This window comes from Brachybacterium sp. SYSU DS0246, assembly GCF_059391765.1.
The window spans coordinates 62,909-78,358 of sequence record NZ_JBZXYT010000013.1 but is presented as its reverse complement, the minus strand read 5'-3'; the positions used below and the strand labels follow the sequence as shown (position 1 = coordinate 78,358).

10 protein-coding genes are annotated in these 15,450 nt (G+C 70.5%); 7 read left to right on the top strand and 3 right to left on the bottom strand.

Annotated elements, in window-relative coordinates; genetic code table 11:
- Positions 1-6: 6 nt before the first annotated feature.
- Positions 7-2,112, top strand: a complete 2,106-nt coding sequence (gene uvrB / locus AC5020_RS08390; RefSeq protein WP_464987936.1) for an excinuclease ABC subunit UvrB — start codon at positions 7-9, stop codon at positions 2,110-2,112.
- A gap of 44 nt (positions 2,113-2,156) precedes the next feature.
- Here the strand turns inward: uvrB and AC5020_RS08385 are convergent, their stop codons facing one another.
- From AC5020_RS08385 to AC5020_RS08375, 3 genes are all read right to left on the bottom strand, one after another.
- Positions 2,157-3,710: an HNH endonuclease signature motif containing protein gene (locus tag AC5020_RS08385; protein WP_464987935.1), complete on the bottom strand. Its 1,554-nt coding sequence runs from the start codon at positions 3,708-3,710 to the stop codon at positions 2,157-2,159.
- 177 nt (positions 3,711-3,887) lie between these two features.
- Positions 3,888-5,633: a bifunctional 3'-5' exonuclease/DNA polymerase gene (locus AC5020_RS08380; protein ID WP_464987934.1), complete on the bottom strand. Its 1,746-nt coding sequence runs from the start codon at positions 5,631-5,633 to the stop codon at positions 3,888-3,890.
- The gene (locus tag AC5020_RS08375; RefSeq protein ID WP_464987933.1) at positions 5,630-6,328 is read right to left on the bottom strand and encodes an MBL fold metallo-hydrolase; all 699 of its coding nucleotides are present in this window, start codon (positions 6,326-6,328) and stop codon (positions 5,630-5,632) included. Before AC5020_RS08375 ends, AC5020_RS08380 begins: the two co-directional genes overlap by 4 nt.
- A 91-nt stretch (positions 6,329-6,419) precedes the next feature.
- On the opposite strand from AC5020_RS08375, the gene uvrA reads away from it, so the two are divergent.
- From uvrA to gap, 6 genes are all read left to right on the top strand, one after another.
- Positions 6,420-9,296, top strand: coding sequence for an excinuclease ABC subunit UvrA (gene uvrA, locus AC5020_RS08370; protein ID WP_464987932.1), 2,877 nt, complete (start codon positions 6,420-6,422; stop codon positions 9,294-9,296).
- A 6-nt stretch (positions 9,297-9,302) separates the two neighbouring features.
- A complete protein-coding gene (uvrC, locus tag AC5020_RS08365) occupies positions 9,303-11,264 on the top strand; it encodes an excinuclease ABC subunit UvrC (protein WP_377017180.1) in 1,962 nt (653 codons plus the stop codon).
- 80 nt (positions 11,265-11,344) lie between these two features.
- Positions 11,345-12,202: an RNase adapter RapZ gene (gene rapZ / locus AC5020_RS08360; protein WP_377017284.1), complete on the top strand. Its 858-nt coding sequence runs from the start codon at positions 11,345-11,347 to the stop codon at positions 12,200-12,202.
- Positions 12,199-13,311 (top strand): gluconeogenesis factor YvcK family protein, encoded by a 1,113-nt coding sequence (locus tag AC5020_RS08355; protein WP_377793888.1) that lies wholly within the window; start codon positions 12,199-12,201, stop codon positions 13,309-13,311. Before rapZ ends, AC5020_RS08355 begins: the two co-directional genes overlap by 4 nt.
- Complete coding sequence (gene whiA, locus AC5020_RS08350; RefSeq protein ID WP_377017176.1) at positions 13,295-14,293, top strand: DNA-binding protein WhiA; 999 nt, start codon at positions 13,295-13,297, stop codon at positions 14,291-14,293. Before AC5020_RS08355 ends, whiA begins: the two co-directional genes overlap by 17 nt.
- A gap of 105 nt (positions 14,294-14,398) precedes the next feature.
- On the top strand, positions 14,399-15,403 hold the full coding sequence (gap, locus tag AC5020_RS08345) for a type I glyceraldehyde-3-phosphate dehydrogenase (protein WP_377017174.1): 1,005 nt from the start codon (positions 14,399-14,401) through the stop codon (positions 15,401-15,403).
- Positions 15,404-15,450: the final 47 nt, after the last annotated feature.

The following is a 15,450-nucleotide window of genomic DNA, read 5'->3' as shown; positions in this document are numbered from 1 at the left end:
GGAGACATGCGTCCTGTCACCGATCTGGTCCGCGCCGAGCATCCCTTCGAGGTCGTCTCCGAGTACAGCCCCTCGGGCGACCAGCCGACGGCGATCGCCGATCTCGCCCGCCGCATCAACGACGGCGAGCAGGATGTCGTGCTGCTGGGCGCGACCGGCACCGGCAAATCGGCCACCACGGCGTGGCTGATCGAGCAGGTCCAGCGACCCACACTGATCATGGCGCACAACAAGACCCTGGCCGCGCAGCTGGCCAGCGAGTTCCGCGAGCTGCTGCCGCACAACGCCGTGGAGTACTTCGTCTCGTACTACGACTACTACCAGCCCGAGGCGTACGTCCCGCAGTCCGACACCTACATCGAGAAGGACTCCTCGATCAACGCCGAGGTCGAGCGGCTGCGCCACAGCGCGACCAACTCCCTGCTGACCCGCCGCGACGTCGTGGTGGTCTCCTCGGTCTCCTGCATCTACGGCCTGGGCACCCCTCAGGAGTACGTCGATCGCATGGTTCAGCTGGCTCGCGGTGACCAGCTCGATCGCGATCAGCTGCTCCAGCGCTTCGTGGACATGCAGTACGACCGCAACGACGTCGCCTTCGAGCGGGGCACCTTCCGGGTGCGCGGTGACACCGTGGAGATCATCCCGATGTACGAGGAGCTCGCGATCCGCATCGAGTTCTTCGGCGACGAGATCGACGCCCTGTACACGCTGCACCCGATGACGGGTGAGGTCATCCGCGAGGAGGACCACATCCACATCTTCCCCGCCTCCCACTACGTCGCCGGCCCCGAGCGGCTCTCTCGCGCCATCGAGTCGATCGAGGTCGAGCTCGCCGAGCAGCTGGAGCACCTCGAGAGCCAGGACAAGCTGCTCGAGGCGCAGCGGCTGCGGATGCGCACCACCCACGATCTCGAGATGCTGCGCCAGATGGGATCGACCAACGGCGTGGAGAACTACTCCCGTCATCTGGATGGTCGCGCGCCGGGCACCGCGCCGAACACGCTGATGGACTACTTCCCCGAGGACTTCCTGCTGGTCATCGACGAGTCCCACGTGACCGTCCCGCAGATCGGGGCGATGTACGAGGGGGACCGCTCCCGCAAGCGCACCCTGGTCGACTTCGGCTTCCGCCTGCCCAGCGCGCTGGACAACCGGCCGCTGACGTTCTCCGAGTTCACCGAGCGCACCGGCCAGACGGTCTACCTCTCCGCGACGCCGGCGGACTACGAGCTCGGCAAGTCGCGCGGGGTGGTCGAGCAGATCATCCGCCCGACGGGTCTGATCGACCCCGAGGTCGTGGTCAAGCCCGTCAAGGGCCAGATCGACGATCTGCGCGAGGAGATCGAGAAGCGCGTCCAGCGTGACGAACGAGTGCTGGTGACCACGCTGACCAAGCGCATGGCCGAGGACCTCACGGACTTCCTGCTGGAGAACGGGGTGCGCGTGCAGTACCTCCACTCCGACGTCGACACCCTGCGCCGGGTCGAACTGCTGCGTTCGCTGCGCGCCGGGGAGTACGACGTGCTGGTCGGCATCAACCTGCTGCGTGAGGGCCTGGACTTGCCGGAGGTCTCCCTGGTCGCGATCCTGGACGCGGACAAGGAAGGCTTCCTGCGCTCCCAGACCTCGTTGATCCAGACCATCGGTCGCGCCGCCCGAAACGTCTACGGCCAGGTCCACATGTACGCCGATACGGTGACCGACTCGATGAAGGCGGCGATCGACGAGACCAACCGGCGCCGCGAGAAGCAGATCGCCTACAACACCGAGCACGGCATCGACCCGACCCCGCTGCGCAAGCGCATCGCCGATGTCACCGACATGCTGGCCCGCGAGGACATCGACACCGAGACCCTGATGGCCACCGACTATCGCTCGGGCAAGGAGCGGGTCCAGCGTGACAAGGCCCGTTCGAACGCGGTCGATGCCGTCAGCAACCGGACCGTCGACCTCGGGGACGATCCGGTCGGGTCGCTGACCGGCATGATCGACGAGATGACCGCGCAGATGCACCAGGCCGCGGAGAACCTCAACTTCGAGGTCGCCGCCCGACTGCGCGATGAGGTCCAGGAGCTCAAGAAGGAGCTGCGTCAGGTCCAGCGCTCGAGCTGAGCCACGCCGTCAGCGGGGTCTGGGCACGCTGCCGTGGCGGGCCATCACGCGGCCGGTTCCACCACGCTGTGGCAGAGGACCTCGACGCAGTCCGCGAGACTGAACCCGGCGCCCCCTGTGGTCGCAGCGATTCGATCCGGGTCTGCATCGTTCGCAGTGCTCGAGAGGGGGAGGGGCACCTCGCGCACGCTCATCCGATCATGCTGGGCGGGCCAGCGCGCCTGCACGGGGCGCCCGGTGTCGTCGAGCACCTGGAACCGCGGCTGAAGCGCAGTGGTCCGGGCAGGGTCGGGGGCGAGGTGCAGACCGCCTTCGTGGACCATCACGTGGTGGCGCCGGCACAGCAGCGCCAGGTCCTCGATGTCCGTGGCGCCGCCCCGCGACCAGGCAGTGGTGTGGTGGGCATCGAGATGTCGGCTCTGGTGGCAGCCGGGGAACGTGCAGACGGTGTCGCGCAGGCGGAGCGCGCGGCGCTGAGCACGGGAGGCGAGGCGCTGGGACCTGCCCAGATGGAGCACCTCGCCACCGGCGTCGGTGACCATCAGTGCGACCTTCCCGGTACAGGCCAGCCGCTCCGCGGTACGAGATTCCAGGGGACCCTGGCCCACCACAGCGCAGCGCTGGAACGTTCCCGCGGGAACGCCGGGAACGCCGGGAGCGGCGGGAGCGGCGGGCAGGGGTGCGGGCGCAGTGGCGGGCCGGGGCGCGGGCGCAGCGTCCCGCCCCGTGTCAACGGCACCGTGGTCGGCGGTCGGCGCGGACTCGCGAGAGGGCGTTCCCGCAGGAACGGATCCGGTCAGCGCCTCGGCGCTGACCTGGACGACTACCAGGTGACGGTCCTCCCCGGAACGGTCGCCGGGCACGGAGTCGAGAAAGCTCCGAGCCACGCTGTGCAGGGCGTCGGCCTTGCGCTGCTCCAGGGTCGGCGTGGTCGTGACCACTGCTATCGCGGCCTCGTCGCTCGGAGGTTCGTCCGATCCGGGATCGAGCGAGGAGGGATCGTGGCCGTCCCGGTCCAGGGCCAGATCCAGGGCGGTGACCACCTCGGCACCCGTCTCGGCGGGCAGCACCGCCCGGATCTCGACCATGCCGTCGTCCCGAGTCTGCCAGCGACCGTGGCGCACGGCATCCTGGCCGAGCCGGCTGCCGTCGACAGCGCGGAACGAGGAGATGGTCCGTGCCAGCTGGGAGGCGGTCATCGCCCGGGCCATGTCCACCAGCACGGCTTCGTCGACACGGTCGGTGACGCGGGTGATCTCGCGGACTTTGGAGAAGGACAGGCGGCCGGCGCGGAACTCCGCGACCGTCAGCGGCGCCTCCGGCAGAGCCCGTGCTACCCGGACGTGCTCGCGGGCGGTGCCCGGGGTCATGGAGCAGGCCCATGCCAGCCAGTGCGCCGTCGACTTCAGCCCCACGTACCAGCTCACCCCGTCCCGGGCATCGAAATCGGCCAGCGACAGCAACATGTCGCAGGTGGCCTCGGCGATGAACGCGGCCTGCTGCTGGATCTGCTCGCCCAGCGCCTCGGCTTCCTGCCGAGCGATGCGGGAGCGGCGCCGGTGCTCGGACGATCGCGACGGCAGCGGGGTGATGGTCATGGCGGTCTCCAACCGGCAGTTGATCTGGCTTCCGAGCCCAGTCCATCAGAGGGGTGTGACCGACGACGCAGCAGCCGACGCGGTGTGGACCGCGGAGCGCTGGGGAGGAAGGAGCAGGGGGCGGAGCCTGGAGCGGGGACGGCGGGGCGGGGACGCCGGACCTGGATCGACGTGACGTCACTTCGTCGGCGAGCGCTCCGTGATGGTCAGGTCCAGGGGGAAGTCGATGGGACTGCTGGGGAACAGCAACCGACCGGCGGCATCGGCGGCGCTGCGGATGGCGTCGGCGACCGCGTCGGCCTGGGCGGCCGGAGCGTGCACGATCACCTCGTCGTGGAGGAAGAAGGCCAGGTGCGCGCGCCGCGCGAACACGGGCCCCGACGGCGTCGCCGCGTCGGCCGCGGCCACCGGCTCGAACCGGGCCAGCGCCAGGCGCAGCGCAGCCATCCACGACAGTGCCCATTCGGCGGCGGTTCCCTGGACCACGAAGTTGCGGGTGAAGCGTCCCCGGTCGCGGGCGGAGCGGCGTGCTCTTTCCTGCTCGCCGGGTTCGGCGTCGGGCAGGTAGGCCTGGTTCTGCGCCTGGTTCCATGCGGGCTCGGGGGCGAGGGAGGAGCGACCGAGCCACGTGGAGACCGTGCCGCCGCGCTCGCCCACCTGCGCGGCACCATCCACGAGTGCCATGGCGCGGGGGAAGTTCTGCCGCAGCCGGGGCACCACCCGCCCGCTGTCACCGGTCGTGCCGCCGTACAGAGCGCCGAGCACACCGATCTTCGCCTCCTGGCGGCTGTCCACGATCCCCGCCTCGACGATCCCCGAGTAGAGGTCCTTGCCGGCGCCCGCCGCGACCATCGCCGGATCGGCGGACATCGCCGCGAGCACGCGCGGCTCCAGCTGTGAGACGTCGGCGCTGACCAGGCGCCAGCCGTCGTCGGCCCGCAGCGCCGGGCGCAGCTGCCGCGGGATCTGCAGAGCCCCGCCGCCGCTGGAGGCCCAGCGGCCGGTCACGACGCCCCCAGGAACGTAGACCGGCCGGTACCGGCCGTCGTGGACCCATTCCTCGAGCCAGGTCCAGCCGTTGGCGGTGAGCAGCCGCGACATCTTCTTGTAGCGCAGCAGCGGCTCGATCGCGGGGTGGTCGAAGCGGGTCAGCTCCCATTGCGAGGTCGATTCGACGTCGATCCCGGCGCGGTGCAGTGCGCGCAGCAGCCGGGGTGGCGAGTCGAGGCTCAGCTGCGGATCACCGAGGGCCGCGCGGACCTCCGCGGCGGCCCCCACCATCCCCGCCGGGCTCTGCCCTGCTGGGGGACGCGGCCCCATGGCATCGCGCAGGATCCGGTCGTGCTCGGCCGTGTCCCACGGGATCCCGGCGGCGTGCAGCTCGGCGGCGATCAGCGCGCCGGCCGATTCCGCGGCGACCAGCAGGCGCAGTCGCGCGGGGTCGATGGACCCGTCGACGGCGCGGCGCTGGCGAGCGAATTCGGCGAGCGCGGCCTCGATCTGGTGGGGAACGCCGTCGGTCCGGGCCGAGGAGTCCAGGTCGAACAGGGTCGCGCCGGCGCCTCTCTCCTCGCCGGCGCCGGGGTGCTGTTCGATCGGGACGTCCCAGGCTGTGGCCTCCCGGATCGCCTCCGGTTCCGCGACCAGCTGCGAATGGCGCAGGATCCGGTGGACCAGGCGCAGATCATGGCAGCGCTCGACGGTGACGCCCGCTGCGAGCGCGCGCGGGTACCAGGTCGCCGCGTCGCTCCACACCCAGCGGTGGCGTCGGTGCTCGCGGTGGGCGATGTGGGCGGGAAGCTCGTCGGCTCCCAGAGCGATGCGGTCGATCTCCTGCCCGTGCTCGTCGAGATCGACGATCACCACGTCACCGCCGCCGGCACGGCCGATGACGCACCAGGCGGGATCGGCCGTGCTGGTCACCAGCCCCTCTCGCGCCACTGCGGCAGCGAGGGCCGCTCGGCGCCGAGGGTGGTGTCGTCCCCGTGCCCGGGGTAGACCCAGGTCTCGTCCGGCAGCACATCGAAGATGCGCTCCTCGACGTCGTCGAGCAGCTGGAAGAAGCGCAGCGAGTCGTTCTCCGTGTTGCCCACGCCGCCGGGGAACAGGGAGTCGCCGGTGAACAGATGGTCGCCGGCCTCACCGCCGCGCCACAGCAGCGCGACGGACCCGGGGGTGTGGCCCCGCAGGGCGATCACCTCGAGGCGCTGCCGGCCGACCTCGAGCACCTCGCCGTGGGTCAGCTGCACATCCGTCGGCACGGCGATGGCAGGAGCGTCCTCCGCGCCGGCGGCCGTGCGGGCACCGGTCGCGGAGACCAGCTCCTCGAGAGCGCCGACGTGGTCGTGGTGACGATGCGTGGTGACGATCGTGTCGAGGCGACCGGCGGAGCCGGCACCGGTGCGGGAGCCTGAGCCCTCGGCCACCAGTGCCTGCAGACGGTCGGCGTCGGCGGCCGCGTCGATCAGCAGCTGCGCGCCGGTGTCGCGGCAGGTGAGCAGATAGGCGTTGTTGTCCATCGGCCCCACGGAGGCCTTGCGGATCTCGAGGGCGGCGAAGGACCGCACCGCGCTTGGGCCGTGGGGTTCGACATGTCCGGTGTACTCGTTCTCGACCATGGCCCCAGTATGTCGCGGGGATCGGCAGATGTCGCGAGGATCTCCGGCGAACAGCTGTTCGAACGTCGCAGCGCGCTCGTAGGATGGAGCGGTGACTGAATCCCTCGTCGTTCGTGGTGCGCGCGAGCACAACCTCAAGAACATCGACATCGACATCCCCCGGAACCGCCTGGTGGTCTTCTCCGGGCTGTCCGGGTCCGGCAAGAGCTCCCTGGCGTTCGACACGATCTTCGCCGAGGGCCAGCGCCGGTACGTGGAGTCGTTGTCGGCCTACGCCCGGCAGTTCCTCGGCCAGATGGACAAGCCCTCCGTCGATCTCATCGAAGGGCTCTCGCCCGCGGTCTCCATCGACCAGAAGTCGACCAACCGCAACCCGCGCTCGACCGTCGGCACCATCACGGAGATCTACGACTACCTCCGCCTGCTGTTCTCCCGCACCGGCGTCCAGCACTGCCCGATCTGCGGCGAGGAGGTCAGCTCCTCCTCGGCCGAGCAGATCGTCGACTCCCTGCTGGAGCAGCCTGAGGGGACCCGCTTCCAGCTGCTGGCCCCCGTGGTCCAGGGCCGCAAGGGGGAGCACGTCGACCTGATCAGCTCGCTGCGCTCCCAGGGTTATGCCCGCGCCCGGATCGACGGGAAGACGCGGCGCCTGGACGAGGAGATCACGCTCGACAAGAAGTTCAAGCACACCATCGACGTGGTCGTGGACCGCCTGGCCGCAAAGCCCGATTCACGGCGCCGCCTGACCGACTCCGTCGAGACCGCGCTGCGCCTGGCCGACGGGCTCGTGGTGGTCGACTTCGTCGACGTCGACGAGGACTCCGAGGAGCGCACCCGCCGCTTCTCCGAGAAGCGCGCCTGCCCCAACGACCACCCCCTGGCCATCGACGACATCGAGCCGCGCACCTTCTCGTTCAACGCCCCCTATGGCGCGTGCCCCGAATGCACGGGCCTGGGCATGCGCCTCGAGGTCGACCCCGAGCTGGTGATCCCCGACGAGGACCTCAGCCTCGCCCAGGGAGCCATCGCGCCGTGGACCATGGGCTCTGCCGACCACCATCAGGAGGTCATGGCCGGGCTCGCCGAGGAGCTCAGCTTCTCGATGGACACCCCGTGGCGGGCCCTGCCGCAGCGCGCCAAGGAGGCGCTGCTGCACGGCAACGACTTCCAGGTCCACGTGCGCTACCGCAACCGGTTCGGACGCGAGCGCACCTATTCCACCGGTTTCGAGGGGATCCTGCACTTCCTCCAGCGCCGCCACTCCGACACCGAATCGGACTGGGCCAAGGAGCGCTACGAGCAGTTCATGCGCGAGGTGCCCTGCCCCACGTGCCAGGGCGCCCGGCTGCGCCCCGAGGTGCTCGCCGTGACCGTCGGCGGCCGCTCCATCGCCGAGGTGTGCGAGATGTCGATCCGCGACGCCCTCGAGTTCCACGAGGGCCTCCGGCTCGGGGTGCGCGAGGCCGCGATCGCCGACGAGGTGCTGCGGGAGATCCGCGCCCGCCTCGGCTTCCTGCTCGACGTGGGCCTGGACTACCTCACCCTGGCCCGCGCGGCCGGGACGCTCTCCGGCGGTGAGGCACAGCGCATCCGCCTGGCCACCCAGATCGGCTCCGGCCTGGTCGGTGTGCTGTACGTGCTCGACGAGCCCTCGATCGGTCTCCACCAGCGCGACAACGAGCGTCTCATCAAGACCCTCACCCGGCTGCGGGATCTCGGCAACACCCTGATCGTCGTCGAGCACGACGAGGACACGCTGAACGCGGCGGACTGGGTGGTCGATTTCGGCCCGCTGGCCGGCGAGCACGGCGGCCAGGTCGTCCACTCCGGACCGGTCGAGGAGCTGCGGACGAACCCGCGCAGCCTGACCGGGCGCTACCTCTCCGGGGAGCTCGAGATCCCGCTGCCGCTGACCCGCCGCCCCGTGGACCGGCAGCGCATGATCAAGGTCGTCGCGCCCCGCGCCAACAACCTCACGGGCCAGGACGTCAGCTTCCCGCTCGGCGTGCTCACCGCCGTCACCGGCGTCTCCGGCTCCGGAAAGTCGTCCCTGGTCAACGACGTGCTGTACTCCGTGCTGGCCAAGGAGCTCAACCGCGCCCGGATCGTGCCGGGACGGCACAAGCGCGTCACCGGCCTCGAGCACCTCGACAAGGTCGTCCACGTCGACCAGTCGCCCATCGGCCGCACCCCGCGCTCGAACCCCGCCACCTACACCGGGGTATGGGACCGGGTGCGCACCCTGTTCGCCCAGACCAACGAGGCGAAGGTGCGCGGGTACACCGCCGGGCGCTTCTCCTTCAACGTCAAGGGCGGCCGCTGCGAGGCCTGCTCGGGCGACGGCACCTTGAAGATCGAGATGAACTTCCTGCCCGACGTGTACGTCCAGTGCGAGGTGTGCAAGGGCCAGCGCTACAACCGCGAGACCCTCGAGGTGAAGTTCAAGGACAAGAACGTCGCCGAGGTGCTCGCGATGTCCATCGCCGAGGCGCTCGAGTTCTTCGACGCCGTCCCCGCGATCCGCCGCCAGATGCAGACACTGGTGGACGTGGGCCTGGGCTACGTGAAGCTCGGCCAGTCCGCGACCACCCTCTCCGGCGGGGAGGCGCAGCGCGTCAAGCTCTCCGCCGAGCTGCACAAGCGCTCCAACGGGCGCACCATCTACGTGCTCGACGAGCCGACCACCGGCCTGCACTTCGAGGACGTGCGCAAGCTGCTCGAGGTGCTCGGCGGTCTCGTCGACAAGGGCAACACCGTGATCGTCATCGAGCACAATCTCGATGTCATCAAGACCGCCGACCACGTCATCGATCTGGGCCCCGACGGCGGCGCGGGCGGCGGCCGTATCGTCGCCACCGGCACCCCCGAACAGGTCGCCGCGGTCGAGGGCTCGTACACCGGCAACTTCCTCGCGCCCTTGCTGGCCTCCGGCCGCTCGAACCGGGTCGGCGTGCCGGCCGGGGCCTGATCCGCCATGGCCGACCCCGCCACCTACCGTCCCGCGACCGGGACCATCCCCACCCGGCCGGGGGTCTACCGGTTCCGCGACGAGCACGGCCGCGTGATCTACGTCGGCAAGGCGAAGAACCTCCGCCAGCGGCTGTCGAACTACTTCCAGGACCTCGCGGCCCTGCACGAGCGCACCCGGCGCATGGTCACCACCGCCGCCGGCGTGGAGTGGACAGTGGTCGGCACCGAGGTGGAGGCCCTCACCCTCGAGTACACGTGGATCAAGGAGTTCGACCCGCGGTTCAACGTCAAGTTCCGTGACGACAAGTCCTACCCGTATCTCGTGCTGACCATGGGGGAGAAGGTGCCGCGGGTGCACATCACCCGTCGTCCCCGCGCCAAGGGCGACCGCACCTTCGGTCCCTACCCCCAGGTCGGCGCGATCCGCGAGACCCTCGACCTGATGCTCCGGGTCTTCCCCGTCCGCTCCTGCACGCCCGGCGTGTACCGACGGGCCGAGCGCTCCGGGCGGCCCTGCCTGCTCGGCTTCATCGGCAAGTGCTCCGCGCCCTGCGTCGGGGACATCTCCCAGGACGAGCATCGCAAGCTCGCCGAGCAGTTCGCGGACTTCATGGCCGGCAACACCGCGACCTACACCCGCCGCATCGAGAAGCAGATGCGCGAGGCCGCCGCGGCCATGGACTACGAGACCGCCGCCGGGCTGCGCGATGACCTCGAAGCGCTGAACAAGGTGATGGAGAAGAACTCGGTCGTCCTCTCCGACGCCACCGACGCCGATCTGATCGGCCTCGCGCAGGACGAGCTCGAGGCGTCCGTCCAGGTCTTCCACGTCCGCGGCGGCCGGATCCGCGGCCAGCGCGGCTGGACCGCGGAGATCCTCGACGCCTCCACCGCCGGCGACCTGATCGAGCGGGCCGTGACCACCCTGTACACCGAGGGCGCTGCGCCCAAGGAGGTGCTGGTCCCGGTCCAGCCCACGAACCGTGACCAGGTGCTCGAACTGATCGGCAAGCAGGTGGATCTGCGGATCCCCCAGCGGGGTGAGAAGAAGAACCTGCTGTCGACCGTCACCGAGAACGCGCAGGAGGCGCTGCGGCTGCATCGGCTCAAGCGCTCCGGCGACCTCACCGCCCGCACCAAGGCCCTCGAGGACCTCGGCGAAGCCCTCGACCTGGCCGAGCCGCCGCTGCGCATCGAATGCTTCGACATCTCCCATTCCCACGGCACCAACGTCGTCGGCTCCCAGGTCGTGTTCGAGGACGGGCTGCCCAAGAAGAGCGAGTACCGCCGCTATTCCGTCACCGGTGACGCGGCGCGGGATGACACCGCCTCGATGTACGACGTCATCTCCCGCCGCCTGAAGCACCACCTGGATCCGCCCGAGCAGACGGAGGAGGAGGCCCGCCGCTTCGCCTACCCGCCCTCGTTGATCCTCGTCGACGGCGGCCCGCCCCAGGTCGCTGCGGCCCAGCGCGCCTTCGACGACCTCGGCATCACCGACATCGCCCTGGCCGGCATCGCCAAGCGGCTGGAGGAGATCTGGCTGCCGGGCGACGACTATCCCGTGATCCTGCCGCGCACCAGCGAGGCCCTGTTCCTGGTCCAGCGCCTGCGTGACGAGGCCCACCGCTTCGCCATCACCTACCACCGCTCCAAGCGCGGGCGCGCCATGCAGGCCAGCGCCCTGGACGGCATTGCGGGGCTGGGCCCTGCCCGGCGCCGTGCTCTGCTCGACCGCTTCGTGACCGTCTCGGCGATCCGTCAGGCGTCCGAGGACGACCTCCAGCAGGTCGAGGGGATCGGTCCCGCGTTGGCCGCGCAGATCCTGGCCGCGCTACGATCCGACGAAGCGACGTCCACCGGAGCCGAGACCGGGAGCGCTTCCGCCGGTGACGCGGAGGCCGGGGAGGATGGCACGATCGACGTCGCGGTGGACATGGCGACCGGCGAGATCCTGGAGCGCTGATCCCCTCCGTCCCCAGCCCACGACCCCGGAAGGAATGCCTGGTGCACGACGAACCCCCGCTGGCCCCCCGCTCCGACACGATGGGCGACGTCGTCATCATCACCGGCCTGGCAGGTGCCGGCCGTGAGACCGCCGCCCACGCGCTCGAGGACATGGGCTGGTACGTCGTCTACAACATCGCGCCGCAGCTGATCAGCACGCTGTACGAGCTGCGCGCCTCCGCCGTGGGCCGCGAGAACCGTTTCGCCGTCGTCGTCGACCCCCGCTCCGGTCCGTTCTTCAACGAGCTCTCCGACGTGGTCGCCCAGCTGCGACGGGCCGATCTCCGCCTGCGCCTGCTGTTCCTGACCGCCGACGAGTCCACCCTCGTGCGCCGCTTCGACTCGGTGCGCCGCCCCCACCCGCTGCAGGGCGAGGAGGGCGTGCTGGAGGGGATACGCCGCGAACGGGAGATGCTCGCCCCGTACCGCCGGATGGCGGACCTGGTCATCGACACGTCTCCGCTGAACGTCCACGAGCTGACGATGAAGATGCGCAGCGTCTTCGGCACCAGTGACGAGCAGCGGCTGACCGTGACCATGCTGTCCTTCGGCTTCAAGTACGGCATCCCGCTGGAGGCGGACCACGTCAGCGACGTCCGCTTCATCCCCAACCCGTACTGGGTGCCCGAGCTGAAACCTCTGCGCGGGACCGACCAGGAGGTCGCGGACTTCGTCCTGGGCGATGCCAACGCCGCCGAGTTCGTCGACAGGTACCTCGAGATGATCATTCCCGTGCTGCGCGGCTACAGCGTCGAGAACAAGCACTTCACCACCTTGGCCATCGGGTGCACCGGCGGCAAGCATCGCTCGGTCGCCATCGCCGACCGGATCGGCGACTCGCTGCGCGGAGCCGGCCACGCCGTGCGCATCCGCCACCGCGATCTGGGGCGGGAATGAGCATCGCCGCCCGCTCCGGGCGCCGCCATCTGCGCGGCGCCGACCGTTCCGGCAGAGCCCGGCGCGGACGCATCGGAGACCCCCAGCGGCCTCTGCGCGTCGTCGCCCTCGGCGGCGGGCACGGCCTGGCCGCGAACCTGCGGGCGCTGCGCCTGCTGACCGACGACATCACGGCCGTGGTCACCGTCGCCGACAACGGCGGCTCCTCCGGCCGGATCCGCACCGAGATGCCCGTGCTTCCTCCGGGCGACCTGCGGATGGCGCTGGCCGCCCTGTGCGAGGACTCCGACTGGGGTTCGATCTGGGGTGACGTCATCCAGCACCGGTTCGCCACCGACGGCGAGCTCGACGGCCACTCGCTGGGCAACCTGCTGATCGTGGCGCTGTGGCAGATCCTCGACGACCCGGTCGAAGGGCTCGACCAGATGGCCGAGCTGCTCGGCGCGCGGGGGCGCGTCCTGCCGATGGCGCTGGAGCCCCTGGACATCGAGGCCGACGTGCGGTCCGCGGACGGCCAGCTGCGCACCGTCGCCGGCCAGTGGCAGGTCGCGACCGCCGACGGACGGGTCGAGGGCCTGCGGCTGACGCCGCCGCGGCCGCAGGTGGCGGAGGACGTGATCGAGGCGCTGGGCCGGGCCGACTGGATCATCGTCGGCCCGGGATCCTGGTACACCTCGGTGCTGCCGCACCTGATGATCCCGGAGATCGCCGAGGCCATCCGCAGCAGCCCGGCGCGACGGTGCATCACCACGAACCTGTCGGTGGGCGCACAGGAGGCCGAGGGCATGACGAGCCTGGACCTGCTGGACGTGCTGCTCGAGCACGCCGACGGGACCCGGTTCGACGCCCTGGTCGCCGACCCCACCGCCCTCGGGGACGCGCTCGCGCTGGCCCAGTCCGCCGAGTCGCGTGGGATCCGCGCGCTGCTGCGCCAGGTCAGCGTCGGCGACGGCCTCCCGCATCACGACCCGGTGCGCCTGGCCGCGGCCTACCGCGATCTGTTCGACGACGCCTACGGTGACGTCGAGCCGGCCCGGTCCGAGAACCACGGCGCGGCCGGAGCCGACGCCGAATCCAGCGAGGAGGACCTGCATGGCACTGACCGGTGATGCCAAGGAGGAGCTGAGCCGCCTCGAGGTGACCCGCCCCTCGGCACGGAAGGCCGAGGCGGCCGCGATGCTGCGCTTCGCCGGCGGACTGCACATGGTCGCCGGGCGCGTCGTGGTCGAGGCGGAGCTGGACTCCGCCTCGGTCGCGCGGCGGCTGCACGCCATCATCTCCGACATGTACGGCCACCGCGCCGAGCTCGCGGTGCTCGCCCCGTCGGGGATCCGCCGCACCAGCCGCTACGTGGTGCGGGTCGACCGCGAAGGCGGCATGCTCGCCCGGCAGGCGGGTCTGCTCGACGGCCGCGGCCGTCCCGTGCGCGGGATGCCGCCGTTCGTAGTCGGCGGCGCCACCGTCGACGCCGAGGCCGCGTGGCGCGGCGCGTTCCTGGCGCGCGGCACCCTGACCGAACCGGGCCGCTCCGCCGCCCTCGAGCTCTCCTGCCCGGGCCCGGAGGTGGCGCTGGCGATGGTCGGTGCGGCCCGTCGCCTCGGCGTGGCCTCGAAGGCCCGCGAAGCCCGTGGCGCGGATCGCGTCGTCCTGCGCGACGGCGAGGCCATCTCGGCGCTGCTGAGCCACATGGGTGCCCGCCAGACCGTGCTGAGCTGGGAGGACCGCCGGACCACCCGCGAGGTCAAGGCGACCGCGCATCGGCTGGCCAACTTCGATGACGCCAATCTGCGGCGCTCGGCGCGGGCCGCCGTGGCCGCCGGTCAGCGCGTCCAGCGCGCGCTGGAGATCCTGGGGGACGAGGTGCCGGAGCACCTGCAGGCCGCCGGGCGCCTGCGCCTGGAGAACCGGCAGGCGAGTCTCGAGGAGCTCGGTCGCCTGGCCGATCCGCCGCTCACGAAGGACGCCGTGGCCGGTCGGATCCGGCGTCTGCTGGCGATGGCGGACAAGCGCGCCGAGGAGCTGGGACTGCCCGGGACGGAGGACGGAGTGGACGAGGAGCGGTTGCCCCCGTCGCCCGACCCGGGGCATTGATACGATCATCCCGGTCGTCGGTCACAGCCGGCGCCGTCCGAGCGTACGAGGGCGTGCGCGCCACTGTCCATATTTCGCAGATCCCCTGTGAATCTAGGAGGAACCGTGACCATTAAGGTCGGAATCAACGGGTTCGGTCGTATCGGGCGCAATTACCTGCGCGCCGCGCTCGAGCAGAAGGCAGACATCCAGATCGTCGGCGTCAACGACCTGACGGACAACGCCACGCTCGCCAACCTCATCAAGTACGACTCGATCGGTGGCGTCCTGCCCTACGAGGTCTCCCACGACGAGAACTCCATCACCGTCGGCGAGAACACCTTCCGCGCCTTCGCCGAGCGCGATCCCAAGAACATCCCGTGGGGAGAGATCGGCGCCGACGTCGTCATCGAATCCACGGGCATCTTCACCGACGCCGAAAAGGCCAAGGCCCACATCGAGGCCGGCGCCAAGAAGGTCATCATCTCCGCTCCGGCGAAGAACGAGGACGCGACCTTCGTCATCGGTGTGAACGAGGGTGACTACGACCCCGAGACCCAGCACATCGTCTCCAACGCGTCCTGCACCACCAACAGCCTCGCTCCCGTGGCCAAGGTGCTGAACGACGAGTTCGGGATCGTCAAGGGCCTGATGACCACGATCCACGCCTACACCTCCGACCAGGTGCTGCAGGACGGCCCCCACAAGGATCCGCGCCGTGCGCGGGCCGCCGCCCTGAACATCGTCCCGACCACCACCGGTGCGGCCAAGGCCGTGGCGCTGGTGCTCCCGGAGCTCAAGGGCAAGCTCGACGGCTACTCGCTGCGTGTGCCGGTCCCCACCGGCTCGATCACGGACCTCACCTTCGAGGCGTCCCGCGAGATCACCGCCGAGGAGGTCAACGCCGCGGTGAAGAAGGCTGCCGAGGGTCCCCTCAAGGGCGTCCTGCGCTACACCGAGGACCCGATCGTCTCCAAGGACATCGAGGGTGACCCGCACTCCTCGATCTTCGACGCGCAGCTGACCAAGGTCATCGGCAACCAGGTGAAGGTCTTCACCTGGTACGACAACGAGTGGGGCTTCTCGAACCGCCTCGTCGAGCTCTCGCAGCTCGTGGGCAAGTCCCTCTGATCCACCCGTCGTCCCCGGACGACCAAGGACCCGCCCCGGAGCCCGCC

Excerpts from the sequence above, each read along its gene's own strand:
- uvrB (WP_464987936.1), top strand. The coding sequence starts at position 7 with ATGCGTCCTGTCACCGATCTGGTCCGCGCCGAGCATCCCTTCGAGGTC.
- AC5020_RS08385 (WP_464987935.1), bottom strand. The coding sequence starts at position 3,710 with ATGACCATCACCCCGCTGCCGTCGCGATCGTCCGAGCACCGGCGCCGC.
- AC5020_RS08375 (WP_464987933.1), bottom strand. The coding sequence starts at position 6,328 with ATGGTCGAGAACGAGTACACCGGACATGTCGAACCCCACGGCCCAAGC.
- uvrC (WP_377017180.1), top strand. The coding sequence starts at position 9,303 with ATGGCCGACCCCGCCACCTACCGTCCCGCGACCGGGACCATCCCCACC.
- rapZ (WP_377017284.1), top strand. The coding sequence starts at position 11,345 with ATGGGCGACGTCGTCATCATCACCGGCCTGGCAGGTGCCGGCCGTGAG.
- AC5020_RS08355 (WP_377793888.1), top strand. The coding sequence starts at position 12,199 with ATGAGCATCGCCGCCCGCTCCGGGCGCCGCCATCTGCGCGGCGCCGAC.
- whiA (WP_377017176.1), top strand. The coding sequence starts at position 13,295 with ATGGCACTGACCGGTGATGCCAAGGAGGAGCTGAGCCGCCTCGAGGTG.